The sequence below is a fragment of the Microbulbifer zhoushanensis genome (assembly GCF_021729055.1).
Classification (GTDB): Bacteria; Pseudomonadota; Gammaproteobacteria; order Pseudomonadales; family Cellvibrionaceae; genus Microbulbifer; species Microbulbifer zhoushanensis.
The window spans coordinates 224,612-242,764 of sequence record NZ_JAJSAO010000001.1 but is presented as its reverse complement, the minus strand read 5'-3'; the positions used below and the strand labels follow the sequence as shown (position 1 = coordinate 242,764).

16 protein-coding genes are annotated in these 18,153 nt (G+C 59.6%); 2 read left to right on the top strand and 14 right to left on the bottom strand.

Features of this window, described 5'->3' with window-relative positions:
* Positions 1–6: 6 nt before the first annotated feature.
* From LVD10_RS01040 to LVD10_RS01025, 4 genes are all read right to left on the bottom strand, one after another.
* On the bottom strand, positions 7–891 hold the full coding sequence (locus LVD10_RS01040) for a 5'-nucleotidase (RefSeq protein WP_370636828.1): 885 nt from the start codon (positions 889–891) through the stop codon (positions 7–9).
* Positions 892–911: 20 nt separating this feature from the next.
* Entirely contained in the window at positions 912–1,598 is a 687-nt protein-coding gene (locus tag LVD10_RS01035) for a TetR/AcrR family transcriptional regulator (protein WP_232942386.1), read from the bottom strand.
* 132 nt (positions 1,599–1,730) lie between these two features.
* Positions 1,731–4,091: a TonB-dependent receptor gene (locus LVD10_RS01030; protein WP_237061422.1), complete on the bottom strand. Its 2,361-nt coding sequence runs from the start codon at positions 4,089–4,091 to the stop codon at positions 1,731–1,733.
* Between the two features lie 169 nt (positions 4,092–4,260).
* Positions 4,261–5,568, bottom strand: a complete 1,308-nt coding sequence (locus LVD10_RS01025; RefSeq protein ID WP_232942382.1) for an NAD(P)/FAD-dependent oxidoreductase — start codon at positions 5,566–5,568, stop codon at positions 4,261–4,263.
* 220 nt (positions 5,569–5,788) lie between these two features.
* Between LVD10_RS01025 and LVD10_RS01020 the strand changes: the two genes are divergently transcribed.
* Positions 5,789–7,123, top strand: a complete 1,335-nt coding sequence (locus LVD10_RS01020; RefSeq protein WP_232942380.1) for a glutamine synthetase family protein — start codon at positions 5,789–5,791, stop codon at positions 7,121–7,123.
* A gap of 447 nt (positions 7,124–7,570) precedes the next feature.
* Positions 7,571–9,406, top strand: coding sequence for a M4 family metallopeptidase (locus LVD10_RS01015; RefSeq protein ID WP_237061421.1), 1,836 nt, complete (start codon positions 7,571–7,573; stop codon positions 9,404–9,406).
* A gap of 91 nt (positions 9,407–9,497) precedes the next feature.
* On the opposite strand, the gene LVD10_RS01010 is transcribed toward LVD10_RS01015, so the two are convergent.
* The 10 genes from LVD10_RS01010 to LVD10_RS00965 form a co-directional block, all read right to left on the bottom strand.
* Positions 9,498–11,156, bottom strand: coding sequence for an alanine/glycine:cation symporter family protein (locus LVD10_RS01010; protein WP_232942378.1), 1,659 nt, complete (start codon positions 11,154–11,156; stop codon positions 9,498–9,500).
* 119 nt (positions 11,157–11,275) lie between these two features.
* Complete coding sequence (locus tag LVD10_RS01005; protein WP_237061420.1) at positions 11,276–12,289, bottom strand: D-cysteine desulfhydrase family protein; 1,014 nt, start codon at positions 12,287–12,289, stop codon at positions 11,276–11,278.
* A gap of 117 nt (positions 12,290–12,406) precedes the next feature.
* Entirely contained in the window at positions 12,407–12,739 is a 333-nt protein-coding gene (gene yajC, locus LVD10_RS01000) for a preprotein translocase subunit YajC (protein WP_232942374.1), read from the bottom strand.
* A 106-nt stretch (positions 12,740–12,845) separates the two neighbouring features.
* Complete coding sequence (locus LVD10_RS00995; protein ID WP_232942372.1) at positions 12,846–13,292, bottom strand: helix-turn-helix domain-containing protein; 447 nt, start codon at positions 13,290–13,292, stop codon at positions 12,846–12,848.
* Between the two features lie 565 nt (positions 13,293–13,857).
* The gene (bcp, locus tag LVD10_RS00990) at positions 13,858–14,334 is read right to left on the bottom strand and encodes a thioredoxin-dependent thiol peroxidase (protein WP_232942370.1); all 477 of its coding nucleotides are present in this window, start codon (positions 14,332–14,334) and stop codon (positions 13,858–13,860) included.
* A gap of 184 nt (positions 14,335–14,518) precedes the next feature.
* On the bottom strand, positions 14,519–15,037 hold the full coding sequence (locus LVD10_RS00985; protein ID WP_237061419.1) for a DUF2244 domain-containing protein: 519 nt from the start codon (positions 15,035–15,037) through the stop codon (positions 14,519–14,521).
* 187 nt (positions 15,038–15,224) lie between these two features.
* On the bottom strand, positions 15,225–16,205 hold the full coding sequence (locus LVD10_RS00980) for a malate dehydrogenase (RefSeq protein ID WP_232942366.1): 981 nt from the start codon (positions 16,203–16,205) through the stop codon (positions 15,225–15,227).
* Between the two features lie 87 nt (positions 16,206–16,292).
* Complete coding sequence (locus tag LVD10_RS00975) at positions 16,293–16,922, bottom strand: dUTP diphosphatase (RefSeq protein WP_233006746.1); 630 nt, start codon at positions 16,920–16,922, stop codon at positions 16,293–16,295.
* A 27-nt stretch (positions 16,923–16,949) separates the two neighbouring features.
* Positions 16,950–17,726 carry a TatD family hydrolase gene (locus LVD10_RS00970; RefSeq protein ID WP_232942364.1) on the bottom strand — a complete coding sequence of 259 codons (777 nt, stop codon included), beginning with the start codon at positions 17,724–17,726 and terminating at the stop codon, positions 16,950–16,952.
* Positions 17,727–17,733: 7 nt separating this feature from the next.
* On the bottom strand, positions 17,734–18,084 hold the full coding sequence (locus LVD10_RS00965; RefSeq protein WP_232942362.1) for a PilZ domain-containing protein: 351 nt from the start codon (positions 18,082–18,084) through the stop codon (positions 17,734–17,736).
* Positions 18,085–18,153: the final 69 nt, after the last annotated feature.

The window sequence follows — 18,153 nt, the reverse complement described above, 5'->3', positions numbered from 1 at the left end:
AGGCTGTCAGGACTGCCCCTCGAGATTGGCGATGCCGTGGGGCACATGGCCGGTGGCGACATGCTCGGCGGCCGAAGCACAGTGTGCCGGCTGGTCATCAAAAAAGACATCCGCCCCAAAGGCGCGCAGGAATTCACCCTTGGGCAGGCCACCGAGGAATACTGATTCGTCGATCCGCACGTTCCAGGCCCGGAGGGTGCGGATAACCCGCTCGTGTGCCGGCGCCGAGCGGGCCGTCACCAGGGCAGTCCGTATCGGGCAGTTGTCAGGGGCAAATTCGGCCTGCAGCTGCTGCAGGGCTTCCAGGAAGCCCTTGAACGGCCCACCACCCAGCGGTTGCTGTGCCGAGGCCCGCTCTGAGGCTGCGAATGCGGCGAGCCCATCGCGCTTGAAAATCTGCTCGGCTTCATCGGAGAAAATCACCGCATCGCCGTCAAAGGCGAATCGCAGGGTGTCATCTTCCCGCCAGCGATCGCCACCCGCCACCAGGGTCGCGGCGGCCACGCCCTGCTCCAGCGCCCGGCGCACGTCCTGACCGTCAGTGGACAGGAACAGGTGGCAGCCAAATGGGGCGATATAGCGATAGGGACTGTCGCCGTTGCAGAAGGCCGCGCGGGTAATATCGAGACCGTAGTGCTCGATGGAATTGAATACCCGCAGCCCGGTGTCCGCACTGTTGCGAGACAACAGGATCACCTCGACCCGCGGATTCCCTTCCAGGCGCTGGTTGATCTGCAGGAACTTTTCCACCAGGGGAAAGGCATCGCCCTTCTCCAGCACGTCGTTCTCATGTTCCACCTGGTAGGCAGAAAACGCCTCCAGCCCCTGCTCTTCAAACACCCGGTGGCTGTCGCCCAGGTTGAACAGCGCCCGGGAGGAAATCGCAATCACCAGCTTGTCGGTGCGCGGCATTACGGCCCCTCCACGTCTTCGAGGCCGTTGGGGCGGCTGTCGTCGCGCCGGTCGCTGAGCAGGGTGAACAGCATTCGTTCCAGGTCCTCGCGGGTGCGATCGGAGCGCACGCCGCGCTGGTTGACGATCACCAGGAAGACCGCGTGGCAGGTTTCCAGTGTGGCCCGGGCCAGGCGGTTCATCTCATTGTCCGGACAGGCGAAGCCCATTCGCCGGAACATATCACTCAGGTGGGTGATGATCAGCTCGTCGTGGCGCTCGTCGAGTTCATGCAACTCGGGAATACCCCACATTGCCTGCACCAGCGGCAACAGGCCCCGCTGCTCGCGATAGACCTTCAGCAGGCGATCGACCAGCTCGGCGATAAACTCCTGCAGTGACATATCCTCCACACCGGACTGGCCGAGCTCTTCCAGGGCGGTGGTCATACTCGCGAGCCACTGCTCCCCCATCGCGTAGAGGATCGCGTGCTTGTTGGGAAAGTAGTGGTACAGGGAGCCCACCGAGACCCCCAGGTCCTTGGCGATCAGGATGGTGGTGAGGTCATTCAGGCCCACTTCTTCCAGCAGCCGCCCGGTGGTATCCAGGATCCTGCGGGTGCGTTCGCGGGCACGCGCCTGGACCGGCTCACGGCGTGGGGCGAGCTGGCTCTTGCGCTTGCGTTGTTCAGAGTTAGACAAATCCATGCCCCCATTCTCAGGTAACCGCAGTTTACCATCAATAGCTCCGGCGTCAGTCCCGACTGCACCATTCACGGGCATAAAAAAACCGGCGCGTTGCGCCGGTTTTTACACTCCCACCCTGTGAGCAATGGGGGATCAGAAGCGATAGTCCAGGTTGACGCCCAGTACGCGGCCCCGCGACGGGTCGGTCTTGGTTGCCGGCAGGTTGTACAGCGCCTCGGCGTAACCCCAGTGGTAGTACTCCTCACCGGTGAGGTTCTCGGCGTACAGGCCCGCGGTCCAGCTGTCATCCTGGGACGTGAGCGACACTCGCATGTTGAACACATTGCGGGCGTCCAGGCGCACTGCCTTGGTGTTCTCCAGGTCGGACCACTGCTCGCCGGTGTAGGTGTATTCACCGGAAACCGAGACTTCACCCATACCGGTCATCAGGTGGTAGGTGAGCACCGTGGCCGAGGAGAAGGCCGGCGAGAACGCCATCTCGTTGCCGTCACAGGTTTCACACAGCTCCGCCGGGGCACCGGTAAACTCGGTATCCAGCCACGCCAGGCCCATGTACAGGTCCAGGTTGTCGGTCAGCAGCCACTGGGCATCCACTTCCAGGCCCTGGCCCGTGGACTCGCCCACATTGCGGGTAATGGCCGCCGCACCGACGAAGAAAGCCTGCTGCAGGTCATCATAGGTGTACTGGAAAGCCGCGGCATTCAGGGCCAGGCGGTTATCCAGCAGGCGCGCCTTCACGCCCAGCTCGTAGGACAGGACGTTCTCCTCGTCGAACTTGCTCGGTTCGGCATTGCTGGCGTCTACCTCATAGCCCTGCTCGTCCAGCCACTCGTACTGGCTGTCGGCATCAGTGCCGTAGGCGGGATCTGTAACGTTGTAGCTCAGGTAATCAAAACCGCCGGACTTGTAGCCGGTGGCCACGCTGGCGTAAGCGGTGAGCTCGTCGCTCAGCACCTGGGTCAGGGTCGCTCGACCGGAGACGTTGCTCCAGGTGTTGTCCCCGATAATGGCACCGTTGGTGTACATGGCCTGGTAGTTCCAGCCGCCGGTCCAGGTATCGGGCCACGGGGAGTCCACGCTGTACATCTTGTCGTCTTCAGTGTAACGGACACCCAGGCCCAGGGTGGTGGATTCACCCAGGTCGTAGGTGGTATTGGCGAAAACGCCCCAGCCGGAGTATTCGCCGACAGTGTAGGCCTCTTCGATAGAGAGCATACCCGGGGCGTATTCCCAGGAATCGCCCTCGAAGCCGAAGGCTTCGTCCAGCACATCCTGCGGCAGTGCGTCACAGGTGACGAAGCTGTCGAGGCCCTCTTCCCACTCGTCGGCATAGATGCCGTCGCAGATAAAGTCCTCGTTGTCGACACCGGCAAAGTAGGTATCCAGCTCTTCCTTGTAGTAGGAGGCACCCAGCACGTAATTGAACGGGCCGCTGCTGTTGGAGGTCAGGCGGAATTCCTGGCTGAAGAAGTCACCCGACTGGTCGCGGTAGTAGGTATCGATCGGGGAAGGCGTCCCGTCGAAATCCTCTACATAGCTGTAGTCATGGGTCTTGTAGCCGGTAATGGAAGAAAGGGTGGAGCCACTGGCCAGATCGTGCTCGATGGTCAGGATCACATCGCCGATCTGCGACTCATCCTTGCCCCGCTCGTCGTTATAGACCTGGTCATAATCCCCTTCCGGGATCGGGTAGTTGTAACCTGCATCGGTGTCGAAAGCGCGGTAGATGGTGCCGTCGCTGATGCGGTCCTCATACTGGGCCAGCAGGGTTACCGTGGTGTTATCCATGCCGTCGTAGACAGTGGTAATGCGCATGGCATTCAGCTCACTGGCGCCCAGGTCGGGACCACCGGCGAGGTTCTCCACATGGCCGTCTTCCTGGAAGTGCTTGCCGGCGAACCGGACCGCGAGGTCCTCACCCACGGGCATGTCGAGCCCGCCCTCGATCTCGGTGCGCCCGTACTGGCCCGCGCCCACGGAAACCTCGCCGGCGACAGTATCGCCGGGCTTGCGGGAAACCATGGAGATGGCACCAGAGGCGGTGTTACGGCCAAACAGGGTGCCCTGCGGGCCCTTCACCACCTCAACCCGCTCCAGGTCGTACATGCTCGGGGTGGCACCGGTGCGGCTCTGGTAGACACCATCGAGGAAAATCCCCAGCGCCGGGTCACTGCCGCTGCCGAAGCTGTTGTTGTTTACCCCGCGCACGGAGACCGAATCGAAATAGGAGTCGGTGGTCTCGCCGGAAATACCGGGGGTCAGGGAGAACAGGTCCTTGAAGTCGCTCAGGTTACTGTTCTTGACCGTCTCCCCGGTAAAGGCGCTCACCGCCATCGGCACGTCCTTGAGGGACTCGGCACGCATCTGGGCGGTGACGGTCACCTCCTCGATCTGCGCCGCGCCGGCACCGGTACCGACAGCGAATACGGCGGCACCAACGGCCGAGGCCAGCAGGTGTTTCCGCGTGGAAAGTGTTTTATCTGTAACAGGCATGGTCGTCCCCGTCTTTGTTGTTATTCAGGGTTGCTCATCCAATACCGCCGATGGCAGTACCCCATCGAAAAGCTTGAGAGTGTGTTATCCCACAAACCGAATATTTATTCAAATTTCTATTTGGCAGTCAGTCGGTCCCCGGATCCCGGCGACCGTGAACGCACCAGAATCAGGCACCCAGCTTGTCTTTGAGGCTGTAGTAGAGCATCCCCGCTACCAGCCCCGGCCAGCGCAGCAAGGTGCCGCCCGGGAAGGTCGGTGTTGGAATTTGCGCCAGTATATCAAAACGCTCCTCCGTACCCGCGATCACCTCGGAGATTAATTTGCCGGCGAATGTCGCCGTGGGGACACCGTGACCGGAATAGCCCTGGCTGTAGTAGACATTGGGCTCCAGCCGTCCCAGGTGCGGCATCCGGTTCATGGTGATCGCCAGGGTGCCGCCCCAGCCGAAATCGATCCGCGTGTCCGCCAGCTGCGGGTAGACCGCCAGCATATACTTGCGCACAAACGCGCGGATATCCTGGGGGAACCGGGAGGTGTAATTCTCGCCCCCGCCGAAGATCAGCCGGTTATCACCGGACAGCTTCCAGTAGTCGATCACGAACAGGGTGTCCTGCAGTGCGTAGTCATTGGCGATCAAATCCTGTGCCAGCGCGTCCGGGAGGGGCTCCGTCGCCAGCACGAAATTGTTGATAGGCATGATCTTGCCTGCCATGCGCGGCTCCAGCTTGCCCAGGTAGCCGTTACAGGCAAGCACTACATTCCTGGCCCGCACCTGCCCTTTTGCGGTCTCGACCAGGCACGGGGAGCCTCCGCGGTAGCCTGTGACGCGGCTGTTCTCATAAAAGGTGACCCCCGCAGCAGCGGCGGCGTCCGCCAGGCCCAGGGCAAAGTTCAGCGGGTGCAGGTGCAGTGAGCCATCATCCACCTGGGCCCCGAAGTACCGCTCGGAACCCACCATCGTCCGGGCCTCGGCTTCATCGGCGTAGCGGATCTGCTTGTAGCCGTAACGCTCGCGCAGCAGCTCCACCTCCTGCTTCAGGTGCTCATTGTCGCTGCGCTTGGCCGCCAGGTGCAGGATGCCCCGCTTGAGGTCGCAGTCGATTCCATGCCTGTCGATCAGGTGCTCCACCAGCTGTACCGCCTCGACGCTCATGTCCCACAGCTGCCGCGCGGTGTCGAGCCCGAGCATCTTTTCCAGGTCCTCCTGCCCCTTGCGCTGGCCGACACCCACATGGCCGCCATTGCGCCCCGAGGCCCCCCAGCCGACCCGTTCCGCTTCCAGCACCACCACCTTGTAGCCCCGCTCTGCCAGGTGCAGCGCCGAGGAGAGCCCGGTGTAGCCGGCGCCAATCACGCAGACGTCTGCCTCCACATTCCCCTCCAGGGCCGGGTACACCGGTGCCGGGTTGGCGCTGGCTGCATAGTATGAGTCGGTGTGCCCGATCAACTTGTTCACTGTGCCGGTGGCCGTCATTTCATCATCTCCGCAGGTGGTCTCCGGGCATTGCCCGAAAACCGAATAATCGTTCAATTTATATTGAATAATAATTCGGTTTCTTGTCATAATCAAAGCCTGTGGCGAAACAGCGATTTCGCCGCCTCACTCAAGCCCCGGTGTGATGCTACCTGTCTCACACCGGGCGTATACTAATGCAACTCCACCAAGGGGCAGATCTTTTAGATCAAGGTGCAAAATGGACAAGATTAAACAGTGGCTCGCAGAACACGATATTTCCGAAGTGGAGTGTCTGGTGCCCGATATGTCCGGAAACGCGCGGGGCAAGTTTACCCCCACGGACAAATTCCTCACCCAGGACAGCCGCCTGCCGGAAAGTATCCTGGTACAGACCGTTACCGGGGATTACGTCGACGAGCATAACGAGCTCGTGGACCCGGCGGATACCGACATGCTGCTGGAACCTGATCCGGACTCAATCCGCCTGAACCCCTGGGCCAACGAGCCCACAGCACAGATAATCCATGACTGCTACACCCGGGACGGCAAGCCGCACCCCATCAGCACACGCAATATACTCAAGTTTGTATTGGAGAAATACGCTGAAATGGGCTGGAAGCCGGTGGTGGCACCGGAGGTGGAATTCTACCTGGTCAAGCGCAACCTCGACCCGGACGAGAAACTGTCAGCGCCGATCGGCCGCTCGGGCCGCACGGAGAAAACCCGGCAATCCTACAGTATTGATGCGGCCAACGAGTACGAACCCATCATTGAGGACATGTACGACTTCTCCGAGGCACAGGGACTGGATGTCGACACCCTGATCCACGAGTCCGGTACCGCCCAGATGGAAATCAACTTCCTCCATGGGGATGCGCTAAAACTGGCGGACCAGGTCTTTACGTTCAAACGCACCGTGCGCGAGACGGCCCTGCGCCATGGCATCTATGCCACCTTCATGGCAAAGCCGATGGAACAGGAACCCGGCAGCGCGCTGCATATCCACCAGAGCATTGTGGATATGGAGTCCGGGCGAAACATATTTGTCGACGAGGACGGCAGGGAAAACCAGACATTCATGCATTTTATTGGCGGGATGCAGAAGTACACCCCGGGCTTTATCAGTTTCTTCGCGCCCAATGTGAACTCCTATCGCCGCTTCACGCCGGAAATTGCCGCCCCCACCAGCCTGCACTGGGGGTATGACAACCGCACAACCGGCCTGCGGGTACCCGACAGCTCACCGCAGGGCAAGCGCCTCGAAAACCGCTTCCCCGGTGCGGACTGCAACCCCTACCTGGCGATCGCAACGTCTCTCGCCTGTGGTTACCTGGGCATTATCAATCGTATCGAGCCGAGCGAGCCCTATGCCGGGGATTGCTCGTCCGAACCCATTTCCCTGCCCCGCACCCAGGAGCATGCCCTCAGCCTGTTGGCGGAGTGCAAAGAGGCAAAGCAGATGTTCGGGGAAAAGTTCGTGCGTGCCTGGAGCGCCATCAAGCGCGACGAGTACGAGGAATTCAACCGGGTAATCAGCTCCTGGGAGCGTGAATACCTGCTGCTGAACGTCTGATTGACACGACAGCAGACACTTCCTGAAAAACGCCAATGCCGGAAAGGCCCCAATAAAGGGGCCTTTTTTGATTATAAATTTAATTTTTTTGCTGACTATTCGTGAAAATTAGGCAGATTTTTACGGAAAGATCCTTTCAGCGCAAAAAAACTTGACCCACTTTCCAAACCGCGAAATAGCTCTCCCGAGCCAATTGCCCCCCCTGTAATGCCCGCTAATCTGGATCACGCCTGTCACCAACAGGTGAACCGACCCGGGATGTGGGATCAGGGAAATGGAGCCAGGGGTCCCCTGCGCTGGTGCCCTCGTTCCCACAACCCCGGCCCAACCCAATGGCGGCGATATCGCAGGCGGCTGGCATTGCCGTTCCCCGCCTGTGCGTTGCGTGCGGAGGCGATCCCACCAAACGCAGCCTCGTCCTTCCGGATAGAAAAGGAATAATAAGCAATGAAGCACTTAATCGGTTTTAGCTGCGCGATTTCAATGACCCTGGGTGCCCATGCGGCCGACCGCATCCCGGCAACCCCGGACCTGCTGTCGAAAAGCATCCATTCAGCCCAGGCTGCCCAGGACGTCACCCTGGAAGAGGTAAAATCCCGGACCCTGCCCAATGGCAAGACCGTGACCCGCTACCGCCAGACCCACCGGGGTATACCGATATGGGGCGCTACCGTCACCAGCTCCGGTAAGGGCAACACTGCCCGGGTCACTGGCGAGGTGATTGCCGGACTCGACCTCGAAGTCCCCTCGACTCGCCCTACCATCAAACCGGAAAATGCCCTTGCGCGGGCCATGTCCCGGAGCATTGCACTGCGCATGGAATCCGGGCAGGCAACCCCCCAGTCTGCCAACGCCCTGAAGCTATCAGCAGCCAACCAGCGGCAGAAATTATACGTTTACCTGGATGAACAGGATCGGGCGCGCCTGGCCTACCTGGTGAGCTGGGTGGAGTATGGCGAGAACCCTGCCCGCCCCTTTTTCTTTATCGACGCGCTTACCGGGGAGGTACTCTCGCAATGGGACGGTCTCACCAATCGGGACGCAAACGGCCCCGGGGGTAACGAGAAAACGGGTCGCTACGACTATGGCAGTGACTTCCCCACCCTGCTGGTATCCAGTGACTGCCGGTACGATTCGCCAAACGTGGAAACCGTCGACATGGACAACCGCACCAGCGGCGGCAGTATTTTCGCGATCGACAGCTGCCCGGCAAGCGGCACCCCCTACAACGACTACCGCTACATCAACGGGGCCTTTTCCCCCCTGAACGACGCACACTATTTCGGCAACGTGGTGTTCGACCTGTTCAGCGACTGGTATGGCACCGCGCCCCTGACCCAGAAACTGCGCCTGCGGGTCCACTACGGCAACAGCTACGAAAATGCTTTCTGGGATGGCAGCCAGATGACCTTTGGTGACGGGGCTTCCCGCTTTTACCCCCTGGTCAGCCTTGACGTCACCGCCCATGAAGTGAGCCATGGCTTTACCGAGCAGAACTCGAACCTGCGCTACTCGGCACAGTCCGGCGGCATCAACGAGGCATTTTCAGATATGGCCGGTGAGGCTGCAGAATACTATATGCGTGGCAGCAACGATTGGCTGGTCGGGCAGGAGATTTTCAAGTCGAGCGGTGCACTGCGCTATTTCGAGGACCCCACCCGGGATGGCAACTCCATCGGTAATGCGGCCGACTACTACTCCGGCATGGATGTCCATCACAGCTCCGGCGTATTCAACCGGGCTTTCTACCTGCTGGCCAATAGCACCGGATGGGATACACGCAGGGCTTTCGACGTCTTCGTTCTGGCCAACCAGAGCTACTGGGGCAGCACTACAGACTTCAACCAGGGCGCCTGTGGCGTGGTTGAGGCCACCCGCGATTACAGTTACGACGAAGCCGATGTAATTGACGCGTTTGATGCGGTCGGCGTCTCCACTTCCGCCTGCACCGATACACAGCCACCGGTGGGATCAGAACTGGAAAATGGCGTTCCCGTCAGCGGCCTTTCGGGCAGCCAGGGGCAGGAGATTTTCTACACACTCGAAGTTCCCGCCGAAGCTACCAGCACCAGCTTTGAGATTTCCGGCGGTTCCGGCGATGCAGACCTGTACGTTAAATACGGTTCGGCGCCCACCACCTCCAGTTACGATTGCCGTCCCTACCGGAACGGCAACAGCGAGCTGTGCTCGTTCAGCAATCCCCAGTCCGGGACCTGGCATATCAGCATCCGCGGCTACCGTTCCTATAACGGTGTAACCCTGGAGGCCTCAGCCACACCATGATGCGGGCATTTACGACCGGCTTCCACAGCGGCCAGGCCTGAACGAAAAAGGGGCAGCTTGTCGCTGCCCCTTTCCTCGTCCAGTCCCGTGCTTACTTGTGACTGGGATCTTTCCAGTAATCCTTGACCGTATCTTTCATCTCCTTCGCAAGGATGCTGATACCAAACAGGTTGGGCAGCGTCATGATCACAATCGCTACAGCTGACAGGTTCCAGATGACCGTGGTGTCCTCAATCGCCGCCCAGAAGAAGGCAATGACATAAACCAGGCGGTACGGCATTACAGCTCTGGGACCAAACAGGTAGATCATGGAGCGGTCGCCATAGTAAGACCAGGCGATCGCGGTCGAGAAGGCGAACAGCAGGATCCCCAGCGTCACGATCAGGCTGCCGTAGTCACCAAAGAAACCGCGCTGGAAGGCAATATTGGTCAGCGCTACCGAGTGCACCAGTGAATTGCCCCAGATCTCAACATTCGGGTTGACGAAGCGCCCGTCGCTTACCGTCAGCACACCGCTGAAAGTGTCATCCCCTACCCGGAACTCAACATCCTCAGCCACCGAGCGCGCATTGATCAGGGTGAACTCGCCCTCATTCAGTGCACGGCCATCGGCAACCACGACAGAGCCATTGAACCGCTTCACCTCGCTGCCGCCGTTACTCAGGAAATTGAACAGTGTCTTCACATCCTCACTGTTCTGGTCAGTGTACTGCCCGGCCACAGCGACCATATCGGCGCGCTCGAAGCGATTGAAATGTTTCTCGGTCCATACGCCAGAGGAGAGGATCACCAGGCCGGTCAGGGTACAGATGATCAGCGTATCGATAAAAGGCTCGAGCAGCGAGACCATGCCCTCTGACACCGGCTCATCGGCACGGGCCGCGGCGTGCGCGATCGGCGCCGAGCCCTGCCCAGCCTCGTTGGAGAAGAGCCCGCGGTTGACGCCCCGGTTGAACGCGTAGGCGAAGCTCGCACCGAGGAAGCCACCGGCTGCAGCAGAGCCGTTAAACGCGTCACTGAATACTGCCGCGAACGACGGAATGATGTTTTCATAGTTGTACAGGATCACCGCCAGGGCGCCGATGACGTACAGCAGGGCCATCAGCGGCACAATGGTTGAGGTCACCTTGGCAATCCGGGTAATCCCGCCAATGATCACCATCCCCAGCAATATCGCCAATACCCCACCAGTCAGGGCCTTGTTGAGGCCGAAGGTGTCGTACATCGCCTGGGCGATGTTATTGACCTGCGGCAGGCTGCCGGTACCGAAGGAACAGATTACTGTGGCAACGGCGAACAGCACCGCCAGCCACTTCATGTTGAGTCGCCGTTCCATATAAAACATCGGGCCACCGGCATAGTAACCATCAGCGGCCTTGATACGGTATTTGTGTGACAGCGTCACCTCGACGAACTTGGTCGTCATACCCAGGAAGGCCGTCACCCACATCCAGAAAAGCGCAGCCGGCCCACCCAGGAAGATCGCCAGGCCAACACCACCGATGTTACCGGTACCCACGGTGCCGGATAGTGCAGTGGAAAGCGCCTGGAAGTGGGAGGTGTCACCAGGATCCCCCGGCTTGTCGTACTTGCCCCGTACAATCTTGATCGCATGACCAAAATACCGCACCTGGGGAAAGCCCAGGAAGATGGTAAAGAAAACGCCGACGCCAAGCAGGACATACGGGAACCACCATGCCGAACCGAGCATGCCGTCCAGTGACAACAGCAGATGATTGAAGGATTCCAAGTTGACCCCCACTACTCTGTATTATTTATTTCCGATTATTTTTACAGCTTAAGCTGCAGATAGCTGCGCAGATTAGCAGTTTCCGGGATGCTAGGGAAACTCTGAACAGCGATGCCACTTCATCCCAGGAATGAGAAATGCTCCCGGTGCGGGAAGAGCCCGTAATGCCCACCAGTGTGTACGAAGACCAGGTTCTCGCAGTCCCGGTAGCGGCCGCGGGCAAGCTCCCGCAGCAGCCCATCGAACGCCTTGCCCGTATATACCGGGTCCAGCAGCAGTCCCTCCAGCGCCGCGGCCTCAGCAATTGCCCGGTACACAGGTTCCTCGGCAATCCCGTAGCCCGGGCCGATATAATCGGCGTTCACGGCGATCCTGAGTGTTTTTTCATCAAACTGTTGATTATTACTACTCGCCCACTGGGCCACGTCTTCCTGTACCTTGCGGACAAAGTAGGACTCATCGTCGCACACCGCGTAACCGGTGACCTGCGTTTTCGCTCCCGCCAGGTGAAAGCCGAGCGTCAGGCCCGCCTGGGTTCCCGCGCTGCCGGTGGCGCAGACAACATGCTCCGGCTCAAAACCCTCCCGCCGGCAGTCTTCGAGCAACTCCCGTGAACCGTCGAGGTAACCCCAGATACCCAGGCCATCGCTGGCACCGGTCGGTATCAGCAGCGCCCTGTGGCCATGGTCTGCATAGACCTTTTCCCAGTGAGCGAAGATCTCCTGCTGCTCACGAAAATACTGGCGCTGGGGATAGAAGGACACTTTTGCACCGGCAAGCCGGTCCACCAACAGGTTCCCGTCCATCTCGCCGCTATGCTCGCCGCGCAGGATAAGGTGCACATTCAGTCCCAGCCGGGCCCCCACCAGGGCAGTGGTACGGCAGTGATTGGATTGCAGGCCCCCGCAGGTAATGAGCGTGTCACAGCCCTGCTCCAGCGCTGCACCGGCGATAAACTCCAGCTTGCGCAACTTGTTGCCGGACATCGCCGCCTCTGTCAGGTCGTCGCGCTTGACCCAGATACGCGGGCCGTCAAAGGGGGTGGAGTACTTTTCGGTAATACGGTCGAGGGGTTGCAGCGGGGTGGGCAGGCGCGCCAGTTGCACGCGGGCAGGAAAGTTCAGCTGGTCCATATGCACTCCCGGAAGGCATCAAAAATATTGTTGTTGATTACAAATCCGGCAACCCCCTGACATAAAAAACCCGGCTGAAGCCGGGTTTTCACGGAACCGTAGGGGGGCCCGCGCGCACTAGATCTTCTTGATCGTGCCCTTGGGCAGGATAGCGTGCACGGCTACCTTCTGGAACTTCAGCTGCATGTTGTCAGCCACTTCCAGAACGAGGTAATCCTCATCCACCTTCTCAACACGGCCCAGCATGCCACTGGTCATCACCACCTCATCACCCTTTTTCAGGGCGCTGACCAGCTCCTGATGCTCTTTCTGGCGCTTGCGCTGCGGCCGGATAATAAAGAACCACATAAACGCAAACAGGCCAGCAAACATCAGCAGGGTAACCATAGGATTTCCCTGGGGTGCCGGTGCGGCCTCCTGGGCAACCGCGGCAGGAATGAAAAAGCTCATTAATCAACCTCGAAAAGTCAGCCAATAAATTGTGGCCAACTCTAACGGGTTTATCCTGCCGAGGCAATCGGCGACCCCGCGGCAGTTGCCGTGGGGTCGGCCGGCATCAGAAGCGCTGGCGGACCTGGCGTCGATAACCGGTCGGGGACATACCGGTCCAGCGCTTGAAGGCGCTGGTAAAACTGGTCCGGTCGGAGAAGTCCAGGATCCGGGAAATGCCATCCACGCTCAATGCGGTGTCCTTGAGGAAATGCACGGCATGGCGGAAACGCACATGGTCGCGCAGGGCCGCAAAGCTGAGATTGTGCTCCTGCAGCCGTCGCTGCAGCGTGCGGGTGGACATGCTCAGGTCCGAGGCTACCGGCCGGATCGCCAGCGAGGCTTTACCGATCCGCTGTTCCAGCACATCGATCACGCGCGCGGCAATTCCAAAGCTGGTGGCTTCCGGCGGTGCCAGTAACTGGTCCAGGATATTGGGATCACCCGAGAGACGCGCCTGCTGCAGGGGCTTGTCCTCAGAGAGAGACGACTGGTCTGGCTGAATATGGTTCATGAGCTGCTCCTTAAATAAGTTCCGTGAGCCGCGGTTATTTTTCTACGCCCGCTTCCTGCGAACCCCAAACTTTCTAGCCCCTACCACTGACCTCAAGAGCCGAATACCACCCGTTGCGGGGATACACTTGAAACAGACCTCGAATCCATCGCAGAACTGTACAAAAACTAACCTTACCTCCGGCAACATCCTTCCAGGGAGGCTCCCTGTGCCGGCGCTTCTTTACACAAGCCAGTATAGACCAATCACGGAGAATGCAAGGCGCGACAGGCAACTTTTTTTTTAAAACACATAAATGACATCTTACTGGCTGAAATCCACGTGAGCTGGGGCGCCAGAAAGACAATAACGGTAGGAAAAAAGACCCACTGACAGGGCGACAACAGGTTCACTGAACCTGAAAGCAGGTTCGGGAAAGTCAGATGAATGCGCGCCGGACCAGCTTATCAAGGAAAGTCAGGAATGATCGAACGCTTGCGATATTGCCGGGACGATACTGCGGGGGAACCGGGCGCCGGGCCGGGACCGCGGCGCCCTACTCAACCCTGCGGCCCCGCGGTTGACCTCAGGCCAGGTTTTCGTCAATCCAGCCCAGCACGTCTTCATGGTGGGTCTTGGTCTTGACCTTATCGATGATATGGCGGAGCCGGCCACTCTTGTCGATGATAAAGGTGGTACGCAGCAACCCCATGTACTCCCGGCCCATAAATTTCTTCAGGCCCCAGCAGCCATACTTATCGGCTATCTTGTGGTCCTCATCGGCCAGCAGGTCGAAATTGAGCTCATGTTTCTCGATGAACTTCTGCAGCTTGGCCTCGGGGTCCGGGCTGAGTCCCAGCACCACCGTGTCACGGCTGGCAAACTCTTCCGCACTGTCACGGATTCCGCAGGCCTGGGTAGTGCAGCCGGGTGTCAGGGCTTTGGGATAGAAATAGAGGACCACATTTTTTTTATCGCGAAAGTCCTTCAGTGAAACCTTTTCGCCGTCCTGATTTTTCAGCGTAAACGCCGGTGCCAGATTGCCGATTTTGGGAAATGCCACAGATACCCCCTGAATTAAACATGTTTATTTTAGCGCAGCGGGATTATAACGGAGCCGCGCATGCGGCTCACGGAATTCGTTTTCACCCGCCATGTGAAACCCCGCTAGGCCCCTGCCCGGCAGCCCTTATCCACCCGACACATGTATTTTTGGATTGAACGCCCAGGGGGATACAGCGGTGGCGTCACAGCTCCAGCAGGCTGTATCCCCGCTCCCGCCGGGCAAAAATCCCACACTGGCTGAGCTTTTCCACCAGGGCGGCGCGCTCGGCATCTGTCAGGAAGTCACCTATCTCAAGGCACCCTTCCGGACCACTGAAACTGATTGATGCCGGTTCCGTATCACTGTCGATACGCACCAGGACTACCAGGCTGTCCCGCTCAAACTCCCGGTGATAGACAGACTGCTCCCGGTGCCCCCTGGAGCAATCCAGCACCACCCGCTCCCCGTTAATGCGGATCACCTCGCGACGCGAGCCCTCGGTGTAGACATAAAACAGCACAATGCCCAGCAACAGCATTTCCAGGCCCGCGAATGGCAATATCATCCATGCGCCGGCCAGTGCAAAGGCGGCACTGATCCCAAAGGATACGGCCAGCAGGGAGATAAATACCCACAGGTTTCCGGAGCTTGAGAGTGACTGGTTGGGCTGCAGCAGGATGCAGGCATTGGCACGGGAGACGCGACCGACTTCAGTAACCATGGTTCTGGGTTCCTGATACTACTTATCCCCAAGTGTAGTCAGGACGAACCGGGAGCCAAAAATGCCGCCGGTGGCGGGTCTGTATCCCTGCCGGGCAGGCATAAAAAAGCCCGCAACAGGTGCGGGCTCTTCTCTGTCCGATACCGGGCCGGTGCCATGCTGATGGCGGCCGGTGGCGTTGGACAGGTTACGGCAGCAGGTGCGCTACAGCGTCGCGCTCTTCCGCCAGTTCCTGCTCGGTGGCAGACATCTTCTCGCGAGAGAAATCATTGATGTCGACGCCCTGGACAATTTCCCAGTCACCGTTCTTGCAGGTGCACGGGAAGGAGTAGATCAGGCCTTCCTGGATGCCGTAAGAACCGTCACTGAAGACACCCATGCTGGTCCAGTCACCCTCGGCGGTGCCCAGCGCCCAGTCGCGCATATGGTCAATCGCCGCATTGGCAGCGGACGCCGCGGAAGAAGCACCGCGAGCCTTGATGATCGCCGCGCCGCGCTGCTGCACGGTGGGGATAAAGTCGTTCTCGTACCAGTCCTGTTCCACTTTATCCATGGCGCTGGCCCCACCGACCTTGACCTGGTGCAGGTCCGGGTACTGGGTGGAGGAGTGGTTGCCCCAGATAGTCATGTGGGTAATGTCGTTGACGCTGGAATCAGTCTTGTTAGCCAGCTGCGACAGGGCCCGGTTGTGGTCCAGGCGGGTCATGGCGGTGAAGTTGCGGGGATCCAGGTCCGGCGCGTTGCGCTGGGCGATCAGCGCATTGGTGTTGGCGGGATTGCCCACCACCAGCACTTTCACGTCGCGGGCAGCCACGTCGTTCAGCGCCTTGCCCTGTGCGGAGAAAATCGCCGCATTGGCTTCCAGCAGGTCCTTGCGTTCCATGCCCGGGCCACGGGGACGGGCACCGACCAGCAGGGCGTACTGTGCGTCCTTGAAGGCGACGTTGGCGTCATCAGACTGGACAATGCCCGCCAGCAGCGGGAAGGCGCAGTCTTCCAGCTCCATGGCCACGCCCTTGAGCGCTTCCAGGGCCGGGGTGATTTCCAGCAGTTGCAGGATAACCGGTTGGTCTTTGCCCAGCATTTCGCCAGAGGCGATGCGGAACAGCAGCGAATAGCTGATCTGGCCGGCGGCGCCGGTCACAGCAACACGTACAGGTGCTTTCACGATAGTTCTCCCTCGTCTGTAAGCGGCCCGCATTATAGAGACTTACGGATAAATTTCACCTGCGGCCCGCCGGGAATGTTCCCGGGTTCATACCAAAGCAGCAGTGGATTCCGCGTAGCGGCTGGCCAGGGCCCGGTAAAGCTGGTCACTGTAATCACTGCTGGCAGCGTCCAGGGCCGTGCTGAGTTCTGCCAGGTGCTCGTTGTCTTCACGCCCATCCCAGTTCTTCACGTAGCTGCCATCCTGGTAGCCGTTGTCCTGCCGGAAACGGTTGAGGACGTTCTTGCCGACATAGCGGCGGTAGAGCTCGTCGAAGGTCATACCGGTGTCCGCCAGTAGCTGGGCAAAGCCAACCAGGTCAAATTGCCTGCTGGCCAGGGTGTTCAGCGTGAAAGCCTCCAGATGCTCGCGAAAGTCACCCTGCCCGGGACGCGTTGCGGCCAGCTCGGCTGCCATATCGGTGGCAACTTTCTCCGGCGCCCCTTGCTGGAGCTCCAGGCTTAGGCCGAAATGCCAGATATCCACCAATTCGAGCTTTACCTGGTCCATATCCGGCTGCTGCTTTTTCCACCACTTCCAGCCATAGTGATCCAGCAGTTCGGCGCTCTCTATCCAGATAGCGCGGTACCAGGCAAAGTTCTGCTCACGCCAGTTATTGTTAACCAGCGTATTGATCTCGTCTTGCAGGGCCAGCATGGCCTGCAGCTGTTGTTGCATCATCGGGGATATTTCCTGCGTGCGGGCTCAGGCAGCCCGGGGGAAAAGTCGGTTAAAGTTGTCCGTGGTGATTTCGGCCAGTTCTTCCAGCGCCAGGCCGCGCAGGTCGGCAATAAATTCCGCTACCTCGCGCACATAGGCCGGGATATTCGGCTTGCCGCGATAGGGAACCGGCGCCAGGTAGGGAGAATCGGTCTCCACCAGCAGTCGTTCCAGCGGCAGCTTGCGGGCCACATCACGCAGCTCTTCGGCATTCTTGAATGTCACGATACCGGAAAGCGAAATGTAGTAATTCAGGTCGAGCGCCGCCCGCGCCATTTCCCAGCTTTCGGTGAAACAGTGCAGGACACCGGCATGGTCCGGGTCACCATGTTCGCGAATCAGCTCCAGGGTATCCTCGCGCGCATCGCGGGTGTGCACAATCACAGGCAGGCCGGCGCGACCGGCAGCCCGCAGGTGGGCAGCAAAGCTCTCGCGCTGTGTCTCCCGGGTATCGGTGCTGTAGTAATAGTCGAGGCCGGTCTCACCCAGCGCCACCACATTGGGCTTCTTTGAAAGCTCGATCAGCCGCTCTTCGGTGGCCAGTCCCGAGTCCACATCCAGCGGGTGGATGCCCACCGAGCAGACCACATCGGGATACTGGCCGGCAATCTCCACCACCCGGTCGACATTGTCCAGGCTGATCCCCACGCACAGGAACTTGTGCACGCCGCGCTCGCGGGCCAGGTCCAGTACGGCACTCAGGTCACCGTCGAACTTGTCGAGTTTCAGCCGATCGAGATGGCAATGGGAGTCAACAATCATGTATCAGTTACAACGTGTGGGTTGGCCGGCTGGATTCCAGTGAGCCGGCCAGGTAAGTTTCGATCTTGCTCTGCGCCTGGTTGTCCTTGTCTGTGAACTGCAGCCCCACACCCGGGGACCGGTTGCCCTGGGCACCGGCGGGTGTGATCCAGACCACCTTGCAGGCCACCGGGACCTTATCTGGCTCGTCCATCAGGTTCAACAGCAGGAAGACTTCATCGCCCAGGTTGTAGGGCTTGTCCGTTTTCAGGAATAAGCCACCGTTTTTCACGAACGGCATATAGGCAGCATAGAGCACCGACTTGTCCTGGATCTTGAGCGTCAGGATACCCCGGGCTCCCCCTCCCATGGCGGTCATAGTCCATCCTCGATTGTTGTCGTTGTATTTGCCGCTACGTTAGCCGAGCACGCCAAAGCTGTCCAGAAG

Excerpts from the sequence above, each read along its gene's own strand:
- LVD10_RS00975 (WP_233006746.1), bottom strand. The coding sequence starts at position 16,922 with ATGCAACAACAGCTGCAGGCCATGCTGGCCCTGCAAGACGAGATCAAT.
- LVD10_RS00970 (WP_232942364.1), bottom strand. The coding sequence starts at position 17,726 with ATGATTGTTGACTCCCATTGCCATCTCGATCGGCTGAAACTCGACAAG.
- yajC (WP_232942374.1), bottom strand. The coding sequence starts at position 12,739 with ATGAGCTTTTTCATTCCTGCCGCGGTTGCCCAGGAGGCCGCACCGGCA.
- LVD10_RS00965 (WP_232942362.1), bottom strand. The coding sequence starts at position 18,084 with ATGACCGCCATGGGAGGGGGAGCCCGGGGTATCCTGACGCTCAAGATC.
- LVD10_RS01005 (WP_237061420.1), bottom strand. The coding sequence starts at position 12,289 with ATGGACCAGCTGAACTTTCCTGCCCGCGTGCAACTGGCGCGCCTGCCC.
- LVD10_RS00985 (WP_237061419.1), bottom strand. The coding sequence starts at position 15,037 with ATGGTTACTGAAGTCGGTCGCGTCTCCCGTGCCAATGCCTGCATCCTG.
- LVD10_RS01020 (WP_232942380.1), top strand. The coding sequence starts at position 5,789 with ATGGACAAGATTAAACAGTGGCTCGCAGAACACGATATTTCCGAAGTG.
- LVD10_RS01025 (WP_232942382.1), bottom strand. The coding sequence starts at position 5,568 with ATGACGGCCACCGGCACAGTGAACAAGTTGATCGGGCACACCGACTCA.
- LVD10_RS01015 (WP_237061421.1), top strand. The coding sequence starts at position 7,571 with ATGAAGCACTTAATCGGTTTTAGCTGCGCGATTTCAATGACCCTGGGT.
- LVD10_RS01035 (WP_232942386.1), bottom strand. The coding sequence starts at position 1,598 with ATGGATTTGTCTAACTCTGAACAACGCAAGCGCAAGAGCCAGCTCGCC.
- LVD10_RS00995 (WP_232942372.1), bottom strand. The coding sequence starts at position 13,292 with ATGAACCATATTCAGCCAGACCAGTCGTCTCTCTCTGAGGACAAGCCC.
- LVD10_RS01030 (WP_237061422.1), bottom strand. The coding sequence starts at position 4,091 with ATGCCTGTTACAGATAAAACACTTTCCACGCGGAAACACCTGCTGGCC.